Source organism: uncultured Streptococcus sp. (assembly GCF_963516575.1).
Lineage (GTDB): Bacteria > Bacillota > Bacilli > Lactobacillales > Streptococcaceae > Streptococcus.
The window spans coordinates 1-19077 of sequence record NZ_CAUQCP010000023.1 but is presented as its reverse complement, the minus strand read 5'-3'; the positions used below and the strand labels follow the sequence as shown (position 1 = coordinate 19077).

Annotated in this window: 20 protein-coding genes; 1 reads left to right on the top strand and 19 read right to left on the bottom strand. The window is 39.8% G+C overall.

Translation table 11 applies throughout. The annotated features are described in order from the left end of the window. Nucleotides 1-46: 46 nt before the first annotated feature. The 19 genes from RWM06_RS05370 to RWM06_RS05280 all read right to left on the bottom strand — a co-directional run bounded on the left by RWM06_RS05370 (nt 47) and on the right by RWM06_RS05280 (nt 18256). Nucleotides 47-2206 (bottom strand): LicD family protein, encoded by a 2160-nt coding sequence (locus tag RWM06_RS05370; RefSeq protein ID WP_313970374.1) that lies wholly within the window; start codon nt 2204-2206, stop codon nt 47-49. A gap of 21 nt (nt 2207-2227) precedes the next feature. Beyond that, nucleotides 2228-3196 (bottom strand): glycosyltransferase family 2 protein, encoded by a 969-nt coding sequence (locus RWM06_RS05365; RefSeq protein WP_313970373.1) that lies wholly within the window; start codon nt 3194-3196, stop codon nt 2228-2230. After that, nucleotides 3193-4038, bottom strand: coding sequence for a phosphorylcholine transferase LicD (locus RWM06_RS05360; protein ID WP_313970372.1), 846 nt, complete (start codon nt 4036-4038; stop codon nt 3193-3195). Before RWM06_RS05360 ends, RWM06_RS05365 begins: the two co-directional genes overlap by 4 nt. A gap of 125 nt (nt 4039-4163) precedes the next feature. After that, complete coding sequence (locus RWM06_RS05355) at nt 4164-5474, bottom strand: LCP family protein (protein ID WP_313970371.1); 1311 nt, start codon at nt 5472-5474, stop codon at nt 4164-4166. Further along, entirely contained in the window at nt 5471-6319 is an 849-nt protein-coding gene (pheA, locus tag RWM06_RS05350) for a prephenate dehydratase (protein ID WP_313970370.1), read from the bottom strand. The genes RWM06_RS05355 and pheA overlap by 4 nt, the downstream gene beginning before the upstream one ends. Continuing rightward, complete coding sequence (locus tag RWM06_RS05345) at nt 6316-6792, bottom strand: shikimate kinase (RefSeq protein ID WP_313970369.1); 477 nt, start codon at nt 6790-6792, stop codon at nt 6316-6318. The genes pheA and RWM06_RS05345 overlap by 4 nt, the downstream gene beginning before the upstream one ends. Beyond that, nucleotides 6785-8068, bottom strand: coding sequence for a 3-phosphoshikimate 1-carboxyvinyltransferase (gene aroA / locus RWM06_RS05340; protein WP_313970368.1), 1284 nt, complete (start codon nt 8066-8068; stop codon nt 6785-6787). The genes RWM06_RS05345 and aroA overlap by 8 nt, the downstream gene beginning before the upstream one ends. Before the next feature lie 91 nt (nt 8069-8159). Then, nucleotides 8160-8498 carry a YlbF/YmcA family competence regulator gene (locus RWM06_RS05335; RefSeq protein ID WP_313970367.1) on the bottom strand — a complete coding sequence of 113 codons (339 nt, stop codon included), beginning with the start codon at nt 8496-8498 and terminating at the stop codon, nt 8160-8162. A gap of 53 nt (nt 8499-8551) precedes the next feature. Beyond that, entirely contained in the window at nt 8552-8839 is a 288-nt protein-coding gene (locus tag RWM06_RS05330) for a hypothetical protein (protein ID WP_313970366.1), read from the bottom strand. A 144-nt stretch (nt 8840-8983) separates the two neighbouring features. Beyond that, on the bottom strand, nt 8984-9133 hold the full coding sequence (locus tag RWM06_RS05325) for a hypothetical protein (protein WP_001124152.1): 150 nt from the start codon (nt 9131-9133) through the stop codon (nt 8984-8986). 10 nt (nt 9134-9143) lie between these two features. Next, nucleotides 9144-10247: a prephenate dehydrogenase gene (locus RWM06_RS05320; protein ID WP_313970365.1), complete on the bottom strand. Its 1104-nt coding sequence runs from the start codon at nt 10245-10247 to the stop codon at nt 9144-9146. A gap of 9 nt (nt 10248-10256) precedes the next feature. Then, complete coding sequence (aroC, locus tag RWM06_RS05315) at nt 10257-11423, bottom strand: chorismate synthase (RefSeq protein WP_313970364.1); 1167 nt, start codon at nt 11421-11423, stop codon at nt 10257-10259. A gap of 9 nt (nt 11424-11432) precedes the next feature. Beyond that, nucleotides 11433-12500, bottom strand: coding sequence for a 3-dehydroquinate synthase (aroB, locus tag RWM06_RS05310; protein WP_313970363.1), 1068 nt, complete (start codon nt 12498-12500; stop codon nt 11433-11435). 18 nt (nt 12501-12518) lie between these two features. Next, nucleotides 12519-13373, bottom strand: a complete 855-nt coding sequence (locus RWM06_RS05305) for a shikimate dehydrogenase (RefSeq protein ID WP_313970362.1) — start codon at nt 13371-13373, stop codon at nt 12519-12521. Next, entirely contained in the window at nt 13363-14040 is a 678-nt protein-coding gene (gene aroD / locus RWM06_RS05300) for a type I 3-dehydroquinate dehydratase (protein ID WP_313970361.1), read from the bottom strand. The genes RWM06_RS05305 and aroD overlap by 11 nt, the downstream gene beginning before the upstream one ends. After that, nucleotides 14037-15200 carry a class I SAM-dependent rRNA methyltransferase gene (locus tag RWM06_RS05295; RefSeq protein WP_313970360.1) on the bottom strand — a complete coding sequence of 388 codons (1164 nt, stop codon included), beginning with the start codon at nt 15198-15200 and terminating at the stop codon, nt 14037-14039. The genes aroD and RWM06_RS05295 overlap by 4 nt, the downstream gene beginning before the upstream one ends. Nucleotides 15201-15556: 356 nt before the next feature. Next, the gene (locus tag RWM06_RS05290; RefSeq protein ID WP_313970359.1) at nt 15557-15817 is read right to left on the bottom strand and encodes a hypothetical protein; all 261 of its coding nucleotides are present in this window, start codon (nt 15815-15817) and stop codon (nt 15557-15559) included. A 71-nt stretch (nt 15818-15888) separates the two neighbouring features. Next, nucleotides 15889-17526, bottom strand: coding sequence for a hypothetical protein (locus RWM06_RS05285; RefSeq protein ID WP_313970358.1), 1638 nt, complete (start codon nt 17524-17526; stop codon nt 15889-15891). Beyond that, on the bottom strand, nt 17507-18256 hold the full coding sequence (locus RWM06_RS05280) for an ABC transporter ATP-binding protein (protein WP_313970357.1): 750 nt from the start codon (nt 18254-18256) through the stop codon (nt 17507-17509). The genes RWM06_RS05285 and RWM06_RS05280 overlap by 20 nt, the downstream gene beginning before the upstream one ends. A 178-nt stretch (nt 18257-18434) precedes the next feature. On the opposite strand from RWM06_RS05280, the gene RWM06_RS05275 reads away from it, so the two are divergent. Further along, nucleotides 18435-19077: alpha-amylase family glycosyl hydrolase (locus RWM06_RS05275; protein ID WP_313970356.1), on the top strand; the 643-nt coding region annotated here is incomplete at its 3' end.

Genomic DNA, 19077 nt, shown 5'->3' with positions numbered 1-19077 from the left:
CCTAATCTTTTTATATCGAGTCAATGGTTTCTTCATTTCAATAACATCATTGGGATACCTTAATAATTTTCCACAATTGAAAATCATGATGAGAGAACCTTAGCTCAACTGGTGGCAGTTGCGTATAATCTCCGTAGTCCGAGGTCAGAATTTCATGATAGTTTTTTGGAATCATAAATTCTTTACCTTCGAATACACCCATAATAGTTTGTTCCAACCACTCTCGCTTCCAGACTGGTTTATGCATATCTTTATAAATAAGATAGTCAACCAACTCGTAATCATCTACTTTTCTAGATTTAGCAAGATTATCAATACCTCTAATATACTTGTTCGTATTTGTAAAATAGAAAATAATGACTGATATATAGCGAATTAAAGAATTTAATAGGCTTTTAGTATTGGTAATCCCTTTAAATGTATAACAGCTTAATTGACGTTTTTTTATAAGTCTCGTCATTTTATCTTTAAAAACAGAATCATCCTCATAACCATCTACAGGGAAAATATCTACATAAATCCCCATATTGGAATCAATGCGAACATCTTCTTCTAACAAATAAGTTTGATTATCCTGCACTTTCATGAAGGGATAGACATAGTTGAGATTATTTTTATAAGACATCACTTCGTAACGTTCGTCAGGGTTAGAGATAAGGTAGTCTTGCAACTTTTCATAATCTTCTCGTAACATACAGATATCCATGTCATCATCCCAAGGAATAAAACCTTTATGACGAACCGCACCGATAAGACTGCCATAAGCTAGGAAATATTTGACACCAATTTTCTGACAAGTTTCATGAATGTATTCTATGATTCCTAGTTCCATCTGTTGAATCTCTCTAATATCAGTTACTTCCTGATAACGAATACCTTCATCACGTTTGCAAACAACTAATCCATAACCAATAATCAACCAAAAGATAATATTAATAAAGTTAGTTGAGTACATAATCTGACTTTCAAATAATTGACCGAACAAGATGCCAAAGAAAAGAATCATAATCAACTTTTCAGAGTTCTTTTTAGAAACAATCAAATAAGTCAAAAAACGCTTAAATATATATCCTAGTAGAAGTAGAAAAGATACTAAACCTAAAATTCCAGAACTAACAAATATCGTTACCAAAATGTTATGGAAATTTCCACCAATAAGAGAATTTTGAATCTCAAATTTACTGAAATATTTTGTGTAATAATCTGGAACATTTCGTACACCATAACCAAAAATTGGTTTCTCACTTCCCATTTTTATAGCATTTTTCCAAATATAAGTTCTACCACTAGGTGTTGTTTCTATTAGATGAAGTTCTCCTGTTTTTTTTATAACTGAAGAATCCGTTTCTGCATAAGATTGTCCTTTATTTAAGTCTAATACAGTCGCTTTCCCCGAGGATATGTAAATAGAGGTTACATAACTCAATCCGATATTAGCAGCAGAAACAAGTAAAGCAGAAACTATAAAGATTAGAAATCGCTTAGCTAACTTGCCCCTGTTAATAAAGAAACTATAAAACCCAAGCATTAACACTAAAGATAATAAAGCTCCTCTACTTTGCATGGTTGCAAAATAAACTAATTGAATCACATTATTCAGTTTAAGATAGACAGAATATTTACTTCCTTTATGAATCAAATACATAGCCAAAACAATGCTAATGTATGAAAATATCGCACTAGCATTTGGATTGACAATCCCCCACAGACGTCCATTCATAACACCATAGTAATAAGATTGCTGTCCAATTTTAAATAGGATAAGGACTCTACTTACCAATAAACCAAACGCAAAAATCGCAGAAGAAAAAGAAACAAGTTGAATAGTGTATACAATCCAATCAAATAATTTCTTTAATTGACCTGATTCTAACATGGTAAATAATAAAATATAGGTTACCATAAAGAGGATCTCAATCACATTTCCAATCAAATGTCCAGAGCGATTGAAAATAGCTGATAAGAGATGACTTCCAGCTAAGAGTCCAAATAAGGACAGAAATTTACGATCTACTATGATTTTTTTCCACTTAAACAATAATGTATAGCAAATATAAAACAATACAATTGCTGATAATCCCTTATAAAGAGGATTGGCTATCTTATAAACTAGTGAACTCATACTTAAAATCGAAATAAAAACAAACAGATATGAAACCCATAGTTTTGATTTTTCAAAGTATTCATTCATTATTGGAAAATTCATTTTCAACTCCTTCTCATAATATTAGTTTCTGAATCCAACAATTTTTTTATATATCCATGGAGAAAAGACAAGTGACAGGACAGCTATCTTACGAAATGTGGTGAAATAAGTATCCTTCCATATTTCGTGTCGATGCTGAATGATCCAAGTCCTTAGTTCGACTTTCTCCTTTTGATACTGCTCAGATGAAGTAAATATGATTTTATCGTAGACTGTAATATATGACCAACATTCTCTATTTTTTAATTCATATTTTAAATTAGGAAATACTTGTGATACTTGAGCAATAATCCTCATATAAACTTCTATCGTATCAAATACATACCGATTAACAGATGTTGTCGCACTTCCCTCACGATGATCATAATAATAAATTGGTTTGTCAATAAATACGCTACTGCATCTTGTCTTTAGTAGCAATTCAGTTAAAAATAAGGCATCTTCAGCTAGATGGTAGTCTGTATTAAATTTCTCATCTACCAGCAGGTCTCTCTTAAATAGTTTTGCGACTGGAAAGAATGATGTCTTAGTGGTCATCAGTAATTCTTTCATGGTTTCTTCTGTTGACCAAAGTTCTTTTCTACCAGAATACGGGGGTAAATCTGTCACTATTCCATTTTTGATATGATGTAGAGGAGCAATCACAAAACCTACATTTCCTCCCTCAACTGCACTAGCTAAAGTAGCTAGGTAATCCTTGGTGACGAAATCATCACTATCAACAAAAGTTATCCAAACACCCGTCGCTAGCTGAATTCCAATATTTCTGGCATTAGAAACACCAGCATTTTCGATATGGTAAACCTTGATATTTTCATACTGATATGCTAAATGATCACAGATTTGTCCACTAGAATCAGTAGATCCATCATTTATTAGGATTAGTTCAAAATTAGTATAAGTCTGATGAAGAATTGACTCCACACATCGCTCCAGATAGGCTTCTACATTGTAGACTGGAACGATAACGCTAATTTTTTCACCCATCATGCTCCATATTCTCCCTTGTATTCTGTATAAGACTTATCCATATCAGCGATGACAGCATCATGATGCGGTAGCTGCTTGTCTGCTGGCGGAGGAGTCATATAATCGCCAAAAGCTGTGCTGAGATAGGCATCGTAGCCAACTGGAATAGGCATCTCTGTCCCTTCAAATGGTAAGAAAAGATTGTCTTCAAAAGATACGATTGGGTACTTGTTTCTCATGTAGCCAGGACCTGAGCATAATTCTGTGATGCCATCGCTCTCATCCAGACTATACTTGGTCATTTCTTTCTCAGCTTTTTTCCAAATGCGATAACGGAGAGATTTTGGAGTCACACCCAGTAAAATACGGCTTCCCCATTTCATAAGTGCACCATGCTTTTCTGGAATAGTTTGGGCACAAAAGAGTGAATAAATCAGTGCCCAACGAACCTGTTTTTTCCGCTCAGCTGGATTTTTCGGATAATAATCCAAAGGCAACACATCCAAGGCCAGACCATGTGGTAAATTCAAATCCTGCTGGTAAGGTTTGATACAGGTAGTTTCCTTGTCACGAATGGTAATAAAAAGATTGCGGTCGACAAAATCCTTGTTACTCTTTGACAAGAAATAACGCTCATCTGCATAACGAGGCCATAATTCTGCCAATTTTTCATAGTCCTTACGGGGCATAAAAAAGTCTAGGTCGTCGTCCCAAGGAATGAAACCCTTGTTTCGAAGGGCACCAATAGCGCCTCCCCCACAGAGATAGCAAAGCAAATCATGTTCTTTACAAAAAGCCACAAAATATTCAGCCATCTCCAGACTTCGAGCCTGAATTGCTTTTAAATCAGTCATATTGTTCATTATTCTTTCTATCGTATCGTTTCATTATACCACAAATAAGGGGTGAAAATCTATTGCAGACTGTAAAAAATCAAAGCCTGATTGCTAGATAAATAGCCTTCAAACTTTGATTCTCCTATCTTATTTTATCTCAATCCCATCTGAGATAATTTATTCTGATATTTGTTTTGATCAACCAGTAAGCCCAAGCCTCCATAGACATCATAGGCATCGACCCAATCACCTAGTTCTGGAACTGTTAATCTCTCAATGCCATTTTGCGCTCCATCTAGGAAGGATAAGCCATTGGTCAGTAGGAAACTATAAGGAACATTCGTAGAGGTCATGCCAAAGACCTTACCAAGTGCTTCTGATCCAGTAAAGAGTTTAGTTGGATCCTTGAGTTGTTGCAGAACAGCTGTCAACACTTGCTGTTGTCTCTTAGTACGACCATAATCACCTTCATCGTCATCACGGAAGCGAGCATAGTTGAGCAAGGTTGATCCGTTCATCTGCTGTTTCCCAACTTTGATGGTTTGGGTTGGAGACTCAGTCTCAGTAGCATGTAAATCATCTCCGACTGTAGCTTCTGTTAATGGACGCCCATTCAATGTTGAAAATTGGGCATCAATTGTCACACCATCAGGAAAAAGCGTGTCAATCGCTGTTGCAAAGGCCTGGAAGTCTACCAAAGCATAGTACTTAATGTCCAAGTCAAAATTATCTTTCAAGACTTGGCGAACCATTTCTGCCCCTTTTTGCCCCTCTTGTTCTCCTAACTCATAGGCTACATTTAATTTGTTATCGGACTGCTTTCTACCGTTAATCACTTGGCTATAACCGTCTATATAAACCAAATTGTCACGCATGAAGCTGACCAGCTTAATTTTCTTATCTGAGCCACCAACATTTAGTACCATAATAGAGTCTGTTCTCGTTTCAGCACTGTTTTGGCCAATTCGTCCATCCGTCCCCATAATCAAAATATTAACTCCATCTCTGGTATCTTGACCATTAAAGACTTCTACTTGAGCTGCCTTAGCATTGGCAGGTTTGTTTGGATCAGCATTTGAATACCCTTTTAGGAACATAAAAATCATGCCAAAACCGACACAGGCCAGAAGGGCAAGCAATCCTGCAAAAATGCGCCCCCAACGAATCTTGCGTTTTTTTGCTTTAACCTTTGGTTGAGAATGACTTTTCTGGTATTTTTTTGAACGACTACGGTTACCATAGGATGGAAGAGGAGACTGATTGATTGGTTCCATGAAAGACTCTTCCATATCGTGATTTTCATTATGAATTTCTGGAGAAACTTCGCTACCGCTAGCCATATTTAACTTACCTTGTAGGTAAGCAAACTCCTTTTTCTCTCGCTCATTGAGGTAATGAATGTTCTTAAAAAGATAGTCATAACGCAACTGCTCGTGATGGCTTAAAGGATTTTCTTGGCTCATCTTCTCTCCTTTCCATGGTCTGATATTGGATAAATAGGATAGGCGCCCAGAACCTTATACTGAATTCCAATCGCTTCTAATTCTTTTTGGGCAAAGTGGACCAGGTCCTTATCGGCATAGTCCACATCGATAATGAAAAAGTATTCTCCCAGTGCTGTCTTGAGTGGCCGACTTTCAATTTTTGTCAGGTCAATTCCTCGCCAAGCAAAGGTCGATAGGGCCTTATAAAGTGCACCTGGAAGGTTGTCAGGTAAGGTCAAGGCCAAACTCATTTTTTCAGTTTGTGCTTGCAAGGGAATGGCTGTACCTTCAGCTCCCAAAACCCAGAAACGTGTAAAATTAGCTTCCATTTCTTGAATATCTTCAGCAATCAGTTCTAAGCCATATTCTTCAGCAGAACTTCTTGGTGCAATAGCCGCAAAAGGCTGATTAGGATGTTCGGAAATAAAACGGGCCGCATAAGCTGTACTAGCTGTTACCTCGATTTGGGCCTCTGGATATTGTTCATCGATGAATTTCTTTCCTTGAGCCAAGGCCTGAGGATGAGAAAAAATCTTTTCAATCTTAGTATGGCCTGGAACCACCATCAACTGCTGATGAATGGGCTGAACGATTTCTGCAACTGCTTGAATGCGAGCCTGATGAAAAAGGTAGTCCAAGGTTTCATGAACACTACCCTCGATAGAATTTTCAACTGGCACCACAGAATAGTCCACCAAGCCTTGCTCATAGGCCTTAATGACATCTGTAATGTTGGCAAAAGCCTGCAATTCCTCATGAGGAAAAGCTGTCTGCACTACGTGGTGTGAAAATGATCCCTTGGGACCTAGATAAGCAATTTTCATCTCAGTTCCTCTATAATTTCCTCTGGACTTAGCTTGGTCACATCCAAAACCCGACTGGCCACTTCCTCATACCAAGCCTGTCTTTCTTGGAAAATAGCTGCAAGTTCTTCCTTGCTATTATTTAGAAAAAGCGGACGCTGATTGTCCTTATCAGCTGCGATACGTTGGTAGAGGGCTTCAAAATCAGCTTTCAGGTAGATGTTATCAGAATTGGTCTTTAGTAAGTCACGATTTCGCTGAGAAATAACCACTCCTCCACCAGTTGACACAACTTGATCTCTTTGTAGTAAATCAGCTAGGACTTCTGACTCTATCTGACGAAAGGCCGCTTCTCCCTTTTCAGAGAAAAATTCCGCAATGGACATACCTAAACGCTTCTCTATCAGAGCATCCATATCGAGATAATCTAGGTCCAAGCCTCTTGCAATAGTCGATTTGCCAGCACCCATAAAGCCTAGTAACACCTTAGCCATGAATCAAGTTCTCCAAATCATCAAAGAAGCTAGGATAGCTGGTATTGATGGCTTCAGCACGGTCAAGTTCCACTTCTCCATCTGCAACCAAGAGAGCCGCGATAGCCGTCATCATGCCGATACGATGGTCTCCAAAAGTATTGACTCTAGCACCGTGAAGTGCTGATTTTCCTTTGATAATCATTCCATCTGCCGTCGGAGTAATATCTGCTCCCATACTATTTAAAGCGTCTGCCACAACCTGAATGCGGTCTGTTTCCTTAACCTTGAGCTCCTCAGCATCCTTGATAACTGTTACACCTTGGGCCTGGGTCGCCAGAAGCGCGATAATTGGCAATTCATCAATCAAGCGTGGAATCAAAGCGCCACCAATCTCTGTTCCTTTCAAGTCAGAAGACTCAACAGTCAAGGTAGCAGATTTAGCGACTGTGTCAATTTCTGTCATTTCCAATTTTCCACTCATGGCGCGAATGACATCAATGATACCTGTACGCGTTTCGTTGATGCCCACATTCTTAAGCACCACACGAGAATTTGGAACAATCAAACCTGCGACTAACCAAAAGGCTGCACTTGAAATATCTCCTGGAACAACCACATTTTGTCCTGTCAATTTTTGTGGCCCTTGGACTGTGATTTTCTTGCCCTCCACACTTAAATGGCCACCAAATTGTTGTAACATATCTTCAGTATGATTACGGGTGCATTCTTTTTCGATAATAACGGACTCCCCCTGAGCCTGCAAAGCTGCAAACATCAAGGCTGACTTGACTTGGGCAGAGGCAATTGGCAACTCATAATGAATAGGTTTTAGGTTTTTCGTCCCTTTTAAATGAAGGGGAGGCAGGTCTCGCTCAGTTTGCCCTGAAATACTAACGCCCATTTGTTTCAGTGGAAGGGTCACACGATCCATAGGACGTTTGGAAAGACTGTCATCTCCAAACATTTCTACTTCGAAGTCTGCACCTGCAAGGACACCTGAAATCAGGCGAATCGAGGTTCCAGAATTTCCCATATCAAGAGCATTTTGCGGCGCTTTTAAGCCGTCCATACCGACACCTTGAATAGTAATAACCCCATCTTTGTCCTCAATCTCAACACCAAGGTCTCGAAAAACCTGCATAGTAGAAAGGACATCTTCACCCCGCAGTATATCATAAACCTTGGTCTCACCCTCAGCCAAACTTCCAAAAATAATGGAACGGTGGCTGATAGACTTGTCACCAGGGACGCGGATACTGCCATGTAAGTGGCTAATATTTGTTTTTAGTTTCATACTGGACCTCATACTTGCAATACTTTTACCTATTTTATCATAAAAAGCCAGAAATTCCTTAAAAATTCCTGACTTTATAATAGTTATTTTCTTATTTTAGCAATTCTGAAACTGGTTCAAAAACAATTTTTTCAATGTCAGAAAGGTAAATGGCCAATTGTTGTTGCTTGATAAAGAATTCTGACAAGAGGCTATTTCCTTGAATCTGTTTACCAAAGCCTTCCATTTTCGCTTGAAAGGAAGCATCTGGCATTTGACCTGTCTGCGCTAGTCTTTGAATTTCCTCTTGGAAAGCAACATATTCTGTAAAGATTTTGCTTGCCTCAGCATCTGCTGAAATAGCATCTTTAGCTGCTTTGACAGCCTTGTATTCTGGTAATTCGCGTAGACCGCGACTGAGTTCGTTTGCACTATCGTAAATATTTGACATGATTTTCTCCTTATTTATTTCTTTTAAAATTACTAGTCACTCTGTGGTCATTATTATTGTGCAATCACTTTTATATGACCTCTTGAATGTCCATTGCTTAATTCCTTATCTGGTATATACTCTATCTTCAAAGTTCCTAAATTAGAACCTGTTTTTATTTCATTTGACATAAGATTATCAAAATAGTGATCTATCTCATCATCGGATAAGGATGATTCAATCGATTTAACAATATCATGAAATACTTCTTTCATTCCTACAACACCAGATTCACTATTTTCATTTGTCTGATTAATTGTTACATTGATTTTATCAGTATCATTTGCATGTAAAAGCTCCAAGTAATATCCGTAGCTTGATGCGAAATATTTTATTTTTATATTTCCTTTTTTGATATTTTCTAATGGGCTATTAGAATTTTGATTATAGCTATTAATAAAATCATTAATAATTCTATCATCTACATACTTTGAATTGGTTTTCTCTTAACTTATTTCCTTGTTGGATGGTTCATTTTTTGTCTCAACACTTGCTTCTGAAGTAGTTTTCACATCTTTTTTAACAGCGTAAGCTCTAAGTAAGATAAAAGAAATAAAGATAACACCAAATATGAATTTAAGCTCTATTTTAGGCATATTTTTCTCCTTATTTGATGACGACTGTGTAATCGGTGTTTTCTGTTATTAGATGCTCCGCTCTTTCCAAGTCTTGAGCATTTTTAAATGAAATTTGTAGAATCCCGTGAATATCTTCACGGTTTTCCTCGTTGATATGAATATTGACCAAGGAAGTTCCACGTAGCAGTTCTAAGATTCGTAAAATAACGTCTTCTTCATCGGGAACATCGACATAGAGGTCATAAGAGCTATCTACTCCACCACGCTTATGGATTTCCATGACCTGACGTTGCTCACGCGCTTGGTTGAAAAAGTTCCAGATTTGCTCTTCATCTCCCTTGCTGATAGCCTGACCAACCTCATCTAAACGTTCCTTAAAATCCTCAATTCGGTCTAGAATGGTTTCACGATTGGACAAGAGAATAGAGGTCCACATACCTGGCTCGCTTTCCGCAATCCGAGTCATATCTCGAAAACCACCTGCCGCAAAGCGCCTTGCCATCTCATGTTCTTGAGCATAAACCGCGGTCTGCTCCATGAGACTAGAAGCTAGAATATGAGGAAAATGGCTAATCTGAGAAGTCACACGATCATGCTCCTTGGCATCAATTTCGATAAAGCGAGCATGAAGACCTGAAAGCAGAGCCTTCATTTCCTCAAGCGTGTCCTGACCTGTCAGACTCGAAGGTGTAAAGATATAATAGGCATTTTCAAAGAGATTGACATCTGCAGAAGCAGCCCCTGTCTTGTGACTACCAGCCATGGGATGGGCCCCGACAAAGCGAACAGACTTGCCAGCCAAATATTGCTCCGCCGCATCTACGATGGATGACTTGGTCGAACCGGCATCTGAGATAATCACACCTTCTTTCAAGTCCAAGTCGGCCAATTCCTTAATAAAGGAAATGGTTTGTTTGATTGGCAAACTAAGGATGATGACATCTGCTAAAGGAGCAAAACTGGCAAAATCATCTGTTGCACGGTCAATCATGCCTTCTTTCAAGGCAATATCTCTCGAAGCTTGACTGCGATTATAACCTAAAATTTCATAATCTGGATGATCCCGTTTGATACCGAGTGCCATAGAGGCACCAATCAAACCAAGACCTGCGATATAGACTGTTTTTGCCATAGGAACTCCTTAATAGTTCTTTGTATACTCTCGGTGCTTAGCTACCGCTTCTTTTAATTCCTCTAGATTATCTGATGAGAATTTTTCAAGGATTTCTTGTGCCAGAACCGTTGCCACAACAGCTTCCATGACCACACCTGCTGCTGGAAGAGCAGTCGGATCACTTCTCTCCACAGTTGCCTTGTAGGGTTCATGGGTTTCGATATCCACACTCATGAGTGGTTTGTAGAGGGTAGGAATGGGTTTCATGACGCCGCGAACAACGATGGGTTGCCCATTGGTCATACCACCTTCGAAACCACCTAAATTATTAGTACGGCGGGTATAACCGTCTTCTTTAGACCAGAGAATTTCATCCATAACTTGGCTGCCTTTACGGTAACCAGCTTCAAATCCAAGACCAAATTCCACCCCTTTAAAGGCATTGATAGAGACAACTGCTTGGGCCAATCGCGCATCCAATTTTCTGTCCCATTGGACATAGGAACCAAGACCAACTGGAACACCTCCGACGACTGTCTCCACAACCCCACCGATGGTATCACCGTCACGTTTGATTTGGTCAATATAATCCTTGATTTCCTGTTCCCGTTCTTGGTTGACAATAGAAACTTCAGACTGGGCAGCTCTTTCCTTAATCTCAGCCACTGTTAGATTTTCAGGAACATCGATTTCCTTGCCACCAAAGACTACGACATGGTTGGCAATCTCCATATCCAGCTCAGCCAAGATGCGTTTGGCTACTGCCCCAACTGCCACCCGCATGGTGGTTTCACGGGCAGATGAACGCTCCAAAGAATTTCTCAAATCATCAAAACGGTACTTGATTCCCCCAACCAAGTCGGCGTGACCGGGACGAGGATGGGTGATTTTTCGTTTGCTTTTAAGGCGGTCTTCAATGTCCTCCGCAGACATGATATCCAGCCATTTCTGATGGTCCTTATTGATGACATCCATGGTAATAGGAGCCCCAGTCGTCTTCCCGTGGCGAACACCCGAAGTAAAGATAACTTGGTCGCTCTCAATCTTCATACGACCACCACGACCGTAGCCACCCTGACGGCGTTTAAGGTCGCCATTGATATCCTCAGCTGTCAAAGGAAGTCCAGCTGGAATTCCCTCAATGATAGCCGTCAAACGGGGTCCGTGTGATTCTCCTGCAGTTAAATATCTCATACACTCTCCTTATTTTACCAAGTAGTCTTTCATCTCTTCCAGAGAAACTGGGTGAATGGTCGCTGAACCGAGCTCTGGTACCAAGACCAATTTCAAGGTGTTGCCACGCGCTTTCTTGTCATGAGTAAGAGCTTGATAAAGCTTATCAACATCCCAGTTTTCATAGTCAACAGGCAAGCCAAATTTCTGACACATATCTGTAATGGACTGAGTTATGCCAGCTGGCATGAGACCTTTTTCCTCAGCAACCTTGGAAATCTGCACCATTCCCATGGCTACAGCTTCTCCATGCATGACCTTGCCATAACCGGCAGTCGCTTCAATGGCATGGCCAATAGTGTGCCCAAAATTGAGGTAAAGGCGAACACCGTTATCCAACTCATCCTCAACTACCATCTTGCGCTTGACTTGACAAGAATATTCAATTAAAGTCTCTGCGTGTTCCAAAATACTCTCTACAGAACCATCCAGCTCCGTCAAGAGAGCCCAAAGTTCTGGGTCCTCAATCAAGCCATACTTGATAACCTCACCCATCCCTTCAATCAACTCTCTTTTTCCGAGGGTTTCAAGAACAAGCGGATCAATCAGAACCCCATCTGGTTGGGCAAAGGTACCCACCATATTTTTAGCAAATGGAGTGTTAACGCCCGTCTTTCCACCAATAGACGAATCCACCTGGGCTGTCAAACTAGTCGGAATCTGAACAAAATGAATGCCCCGCATATAGGTAGAGGCTACGAAACCAGCCAGGTCTCCAACGACACCACCTCCGAGAGCCACGATTCCATCGCTACGAGTCAGACCTTTCTTAACTAAAAATTCATAGACTTTCTGAACAGTGGTCAGATTTTTCCGTTCTTCCCCTTCTAAAAAGTCAAAAACTGCTACCTGAAAACCAGCATCTTCTAGGCTGAGCTTGACCTTCTCTGCATAAAGAGAAGCTACATGGTTGTCTGTCACAATGACTACCTTTTGTGGTTGCCAGAGTTCTCGCAACCATTGACCAGCCTGAGCCAGACAGCCTTTTTTAATCTGAATATCATAAGGATGATGAGGAATATCGATTCTGATTTTCATAGGAGAATCTCCTTTTCTTTATTGGTATTTTTCTGTTAAAGACTGCCAAATCTCTTCTGTCGGCATTTCCTTGCCTGTCCACAGTTGAAAAGCTTCTGCAGCTTGATAGAGCAACATTCCCAGACCATTGACCGCTGGATTCCCCTGACTTCTGGCCCATTTCAAAAATGGGGTTTCAAAAGGCTTGTAAATGATATCTGCTACTAAAAGAGTTTCTGATAGGACAATGTTTTCAGGAACTGGAGATGATTGACCATCCATCCCTACACTTGTGGCATTAACCAGCAAATCAGACCCAGCAATCCTTGCTTGCAGTTCAGGAACATCTTCTAAAGCATACAAGTCCACTTTAAAGCCTGTCTGCTCCTGTAACTTGTCTAGATAAGGTCTTGTTTTTTCCATCGAAACCGAACGGACAAAGACAGAAATCTGACTGACTCCGTCCAAAACAGCTTGCGCCAAGATAGACTTAGCCGCACCACCTGCACCCAGCAGGGTCATCTTTTTACCTGTAATTGTAAAAGAAGGCAAGCTCTTAAAAAATCCCTTGCCATCTGTATTATATCCAATTAAATTGCCATTCTCATTGACAACCGTATTAACCGCACCGATCAAGCGCGCTTCGTCACTCAGCTCATCCAAATAAGGAATCACCTGCTCCTTATAGGGCATGGACAGGTTGATGCCAAACATCTGGTAGCGACGAATATTGGCCACTGTTTCTGCCAAATCACCCGCTTCAATCTCCCAAGCCACGTAAGCACCATTGGTAGCTGTCGCCTCAAAGGCACTATTTTGAATAAAGGGGGAAATAGAATGCTTAATAGGATTGGCAACAACGGCAGCTAAACGTGTATAGCCATCAAGCTTCATCCAAAATCTCCCTGATTTTTTTCATGCTAGCTAGAGAAATCTGACCTGGGGCACTTGCCTCATCTAGACTAGCAAAGGACCAGCTAGAACCTGTCACATCCGCAGTGATACGAGAGACCTTGCCCACCTTGCCCATAGAAATGGTTACATATTCCTGTTCAGGATTGAGGGTTTTAAAACCTCGTGTATAGTTCATCAAGTCTAAGACATCCTGCTCCGTGTGAGCCATCACCGCAACCTTAACAAGTTTTGGATTTAAGCTCGTCAACTCTGACAAGATTTCCATCAGATTTTCAGGTGTTTCTTGGAAATTGTGGTAACTCAAAATGAGATTTGGGAAGTCCAACATTTCCTCAAAAACATCCTTGTAGCTATAGTACTCAAAATCAATATAGTCTGGTTGATAGAGTTGCGCCACTTCCTTGATTAGATGGATATATTCTTCTGGAGAAAGGTCGATTTCTCCCCCTTCAGAACGAGTTCGCAATGTGAAAACCAACTCACGACCTGCGAATTTTTCAAAAATAGCTGGAGCTACCTGCAAAATCGCTTCCTTAGGCAGATAGTCGGCACGCCATTCAATGATGTCGGCATCCAGATACCTCGTGGCATCCAGAGCCTGAGCCTCCTCTAAACTTCTTGGCATTACTGAAACGATTAATTTCATTTACTAACCTTCATACTAATCACCTTGAGGTAATTACTACTTTCATCTTTTTTATTATAGGCGAAATCTGCTGGAAGACCGTATTTATTTAAAATCTGGTAACTTCTTCCTGCAAAGCCTTTATCAATTTGTTCTGTAAATTTCTGACGGGATACATTGGCAGCATTGGTACTGGCAATGATAATCCCTCCAGGATTTAAAATCTCAAGACTCTGGGATATCAACTTGTGATAATCCTTTGCCACAGAGAAGGTCTGTTTTTTGTTCCGAGCAAAGCTAGGCGGATCTAGAACAATCACATCGTAGGTCAAGCCTTTTCGCTTGGCATACTTGAAATACTCAAATACATCCATAACTATAAAACGATGGTCATCTGTGCTGAGCCCATTTGCCTGAAAATGTGCTTGAGACAATTCTCGTGAACGTTTGGCTAGGTCAACAGAAGTTGTCTGGCTAGCTCCTCCCATAGCTGCAGCTACTGAAAAGGCTGCTGTATAGGAAAACATATTGAGCAAGGATTTCCCCATAGCCAAACCGTCAACTAAACTACCACGAACCTCGTGCTGATCTAGGAAAATTCCTGTCATCAAGCCATCATTCATAAAGACTTGATAGAGGACACCATTTTCCAAAACAGTGAAGAAGTCAGGTGCTTCTTGACCATAAACATGGGCAGATTCATAGTCCAAACCCTTAAAACGGATCTTCTCATATGCTCCTAAAACCTCAGGAAAAACCTGTCTAAAGGCTTCTGAGATGGTCTGACGAATCTGATAAACATAAGAGTTATACCAAGAAAAGACAGCATAGTCGCCATAAAGGTCCACTGTCAGACCACCAAAACCATCTCCCTCTTGGTTAAAGAGACGAAAGGCAGTTGTCAAATCATCTTGATAGTAGGCACTTCTCTTTTCTTTAGCTTGTCTAAACAGTGCTTCAAAGAACGCTTGATTGAAGATCACCTTGTCTGTGCTCACAAACCAGCCCAAGCCCTTGTTTTGCTGAGAAAGGTAGGCAGTCCCAAGAAAGGTTCCTTCCTGACTCTGCACTTCTACTTCCTGATCCTTAAGATTGACATTCTCAAGATCGCTGGCTTCTAGTAAAACCAAACCTTTGGCAAGCTTCTTTTCAACCCGCTTACTGACTCTTATTCTATTCATAACTACCATTATATCAAATTTTTAGACAATTCTCAAAAAAGAAACAGCCCCTGCTTTTTACTTTCATTTTAAAAAATAGTATACTGATACTAATTAAAAATTAGGAAGTAAATGTGTAAGAATCACAATAAAAGATGCTCTTCCGTCTCGGAGGAGCATCTCTTTTTATAAAATAAAATTCAATGAAAATCAAAGAACAAAAAACTAACCTCAGTTTAACTTTGAGATTGTAGCTAGAGAGGCTGTATCAGCAATATGTGTCTGTCAAATTTAGTGACAAAGGTAGAAGAAAGATGACGAAATAAATCAGCTTCAGCAGATATATGGAATATTTGATTTTATAGAAAAGCATTTTGTTACAAACTCAATATACTATCAATAAATAATATTATAGAAGCAACAATAATTATAATTTCACCTATCTGCATAATTCTATTTCGAACTCTAAATATATGTTCTATCAAAAATACTTGGATCACACACATTATAGGAATTAACGTTTTTGAAATTGAAAAATATCCAAATAAATAAACTATAAACAACAAAAATAGAACTATGTTGTATTTCTTATTCAAAACATTCCTCCCTATATTTTTTTGATTACCAATCTTAATCATTTACAACTACATTCTAACAAACTATAAAAGCATTTGTCGAATTGAATTTATCAATCAAGCGACCAACTATCTCATCTTTTTTCTATTTCTGTCAATATGCGTGACAGGTAGTAATGATAGCCAAAAATAGCAAGACCAAGCAGAAGGATCAGAGCTCCTACTCCCAAGCTAATGGCAAGGATAGGGGAGAGAGACCGAACCAAGAATAAGCTCCCTATTACAAGGGCCATTAAGATAACACTATAAATTAAGAGTAAAACTATTGCTACTATACGATTTGAACGGTTCACCAGGTCCGTAATGTTACTCCAATTGGTTGACAAATTTTTCACGTCCTTAAGGTAATGGTGGCAAGAAAGGATGACACTTGCAAAGATCCAGGCCACAAGGAGGTAGATCATCGAAAGGATAGGCAAGCCTAGATATAGAGAAAGACCAAGTAAAGTCAGGACTGGTAAAAAGGACTGGACAGCAAATATAATCCAAAATTTCACTTTCACATAACGAGCAAAGTCAAAGGGTAAACTCTTAAGAAAATCAACATTTTCCCTCTCCAAGGACAAGGCAATTGAATGTAGGCTGGTGATATTGTTATTGACAACTGCTATAAAGAGAGCTATAAAAAACAAGGGTAACCAGTATGGAGGATGAATATCTGGAACTATCTGAGAATCTCGGATTTTGGAAATCAGACCGATCATCATGAGATAAGGAAGGAAAGCACTTGTAAAAAGCACTGTAATCACGCCAGTCCCCTGTCCCAAGAGGGTGAGGTGGTAGCGTAAAACCATACGGAAAAATCCCTTTTTATTAGTAGTTGAAATTCTCTCCTTGCTGCGACGTTCTTTTTTGACCTTCTCCTCACTATTAAGTAGGATCACGTCATAAAAATGAGGAAAAACCTTCTTTTTGGTCAGGTAAAGCAAGAAAACAGTTAAAGCTATCCAAGCGAGCAGACCCAGGATGGCTTCCGTCGAAAAAGGAGCCACTGCTATTTTGTAAAAGATATGAAGAGGATAAAGGAGAAATGGAATGTCTCTAACTTTGTCAACAATACTTCCAAAAGTCGACTGTAGAAAGAGGACAAATATTAAAGGTATGAGAACCCCTATCCCAATCATCACATTCGAAAAAATAGACTGATACTTTCTGAAAACCGTAGTCTGAGCCAAGAAATGTACTGCCACTACCATCACTAAAGTAACAGAGACAAATAACAAGGCCAAGGACAGCAGCATCAAAGGCAAGCCCAGCCAAAGAGAAGGAGCTAGCCTAATATAGAGGACTAGAAAATAAGCTAGGATTGGTACAATTCCAGCTAGAGCTGGCAAGAGAACAGACAGTCCTTTAGCAATTATAATCTCTGATTCTTTAAAGGCATAGGGTCTATACGATACCAAATCCTTACTCTCATAAAAGACATTGTAAAATGCAGTGAAAGAAGTTGAAAAGGCAAGCACCAGTAAAATAGCAACCATGGTACTAAAAAAACTTGGTCTTTCCTCAAAAGGAAAACGAAAGGCTATATTTATAAACATGATGAGCATCAAGAGACTGGAAAAAATGTAAGAACTTAGGACTCTAGCGGAAACATTTACTTTTTTTCCAGGATTTTTAGCTTGCTTCTTTCGTAGGTTAGCCAGATTAGCTTCTTGAGATGAATAGAGGATATTGATATCAACTAATTTTTTAATGACCTTGAGACGCATCTGAAACCTCCTCTTTTCTACCAGCAAGGCTAAGGTAGATACTTTCCAAAGACTGGTCTGGATGGTCTTTCCTCAAGTCCTCTACGCTACCACAATATATTAAATTCCCCTTTTTTAAAATGGCAATCCGATCACAGACTTGCTCGGCTACCTCTAGGACATGGGTTGAAAACAAGACTGTCTTGCCTTTTTGTACATGTTCCTTCATCATTTGCTTCAAATCAAAGGCAGCCTGGGGATCCAAACCAGTCAAGGGTTCGTCCAAGACCCAAATATCAGGATCGGACAAGAGTGCCCCGATGACAAAGACTTTCTGACGCATTCCGTGAGAAAGAGTTTCAATAACTTGATAGCGATTTTCAGCAAAGTCAAAAACGTCCAATAACCTAGCTAGACTAGCTTCCAAGTCAGAGCTAGTCAGATCATAGGATGAAGCGATCAATTCCCAAAATTCATTAGCTGTTAAGCGTAAAAATAAGTCAGGCGAGTCTGCTACGTAGCCAATCTTTCGTTTAATAGCTAAACGATTTTCCGATAACTCCTGACCATCTACCAGAATACGACCACTGCTGGGTGAAATGATACTGACTAAGGATTTTATGGTAGTCGATTTCCCAGCCCCATTATGGCCAATCAAACCCATAATCTCCCCATTTTCAATCTGCAAATTGAGATTACTCAAGGCCTCTTTATCACCATACAACTTACTAACATTTTGAAATTCAATCATGAGATGGCTCCTATCTTTATCTGTGTTATATACCATTATACTAGCACTTTGATACAAAAAAATCAACACTTTATATAAAATAGTCAAAAACTTATTATTCAGTATTACGCAAACGTTTGCTCTGAGAGATACTTTATGATAGAATAAAGAACAAGATTGACAAGTAAGAGGAAACATCATGCAAAATCAAACACTCATGCAATACTTTGAATGGTATCTGCCCCACGACGGTCAGCACTGGATACGTCTGGCTGAAGATGCTCCACACCTAGCTGATCTGGGAATCAGCCATGTCTGGATGCCACCAGCTTTTAAGGCGACCAATGAAAAAGATGTAGGCTATGGGGTCTATGACTTATTTGACTTAGGAGAGTTCAACCAAAAAGGGACTGTCCGCACCAAGTATGGTTTCAAAGAAGACTATCTTCAAGCCATTCAAGCCCTAAAAGCACAGGGAATTCAACCTATGGCCGATGTAGTTCTCAACCATAAGGCTGCTGCCGATCACAGGGAAGCCTTTCAAGTTATTGAAGTGGATCCTGTAGACCGTACAGTTGAACTTGGAGAACCCTTCACCATCAATGGCTGGACTAGTTTTACCTTCGATGGTCGCCAAGATACCTACAATGGCTTCCACTGGCACTGGTACCACTTCACAGGTACAGACTACGATGCCAAACGCCGTAAGTCTGGGATTTATCTGATTCAAGGAGACAACAAGGGCTGGGCCAACGAGGAATTGGTCGATAACGAAAACGGAAACTACGACTACCTCATGTATGCCGACCTAGACTTTAAACATCCTGAAGTCATCCAAAATA

Coding starts and splice junctions, on each gene's coding strand:
- RWM06_RS05370 (WP_313970374.1), bottom strand. CDS start 2,206: ATGAATTTTCCAATAATGAATGAATACTTTGAAAAATCAAAACTATGG.
- RWM06_RS05365 (WP_313970373.1), bottom strand. CDS start 3,196: ATGATGGGTGAAAAAATTAGCGTTATCGTTCCAGTCTACAATGTAGAA.
- RWM06_RS05360 (WP_313970372.1), bottom strand. CDS start 4,038: ATGAACAATATGACTGATTTAAAAGCAATTCAGGCTCGAAGTCTGGAG.
- RWM06_RS05355 (WP_313970371.1), bottom strand. CDS start 5,474: ATGAGCCAAGAAAATCCTTTAAGCCATCACGAGCAGTTGCGTTATGAC.
- pheA (WP_313970370.1), bottom strand. CDS start 6,319: ATGAAAATTGCTTATCTAGGTCCCAAGGGATCATTTTCACACCACGTA.
- RWM06_RS05345 (WP_313970369.1), bottom strand. CDS start 6,792: ATGGCTAAGGTGTTACTAGGCTTTATGGGTGCTGGCAAATCGACTATT.
- aroA (WP_313970368.1), bottom strand. CDS start 8,068: ATGAAACTAAAAACAAATATTAGCCACTTACATGGCAGTATCCGCGTC.
- RWM06_RS05335 (WP_313970367.1), bottom strand. CDS start 8,498: ATGTCAAATATTTACGATAGTGCAAACGAACTCAGTCGCGGTCTACGC.
- RWM06_RS05325 (WP_001124152.1), bottom strand. CDS start 9,133: ATGCCTAAAATAGAGCTTAAATTCATATTTGGTGTTATCTTTATTTCT.
- RWM06_RS05320 (WP_313970365.1), bottom strand. CDS start 10,247: ATGGCAAAAACAGTCTATATCGCAGGTCTTGGTTTGATTGGTGCCTCT.
- aroC (WP_313970364.1), bottom strand. CDS start 11,423: ATGAGATATTTAACTGCAGGAGAATCACACGGACCCCGTTTGACGGCT.
- aroB (WP_313970363.1), bottom strand. CDS start 12,500: ATGAAAATCAGAATCGATATTCCTCATCATCCTTATGATATTCAGATT.
- RWM06_RS05305 (WP_313970362.1), bottom strand. CDS start 13,373: ATGAAGCTTGATGGCTATACACGTTTAGCTGCCGTTGTTGCCAATCCT.
- aroD (WP_313970361.1), bottom strand. CDS start 14,040: ATGAAATTAATCGTTTCAGTAATGCCAAGAAGTTTAGAGGAGGCTCAG.
- RWM06_RS05295 (WP_313970360.1), bottom strand. CDS start 15,200: ATGAATAGAATAAGAGTCAGTAAGCGGGTTGAAAAGAAGCTTGCCAAA.
- RWM06_RS05290 (WP_313970359.1), bottom strand. CDS start 15,817: ATGATTAAGATTGGTAATCAAAAAAATATAGGGAGGAATGTTTTGAAT.
- RWM06_RS05285 (WP_313970358.1), bottom strand. CDS start 17,526: ATGCGTCTCAAGGTCATTAAAAAATTAGTTGATATCAATATCCTCTAT.
- RWM06_RS05280 (WP_313970357.1), bottom strand. CDS start 18,256: ATGATTGAATTTCAAAATGTTAGTAAGTTGTATGGTGATAAAGAGGCC.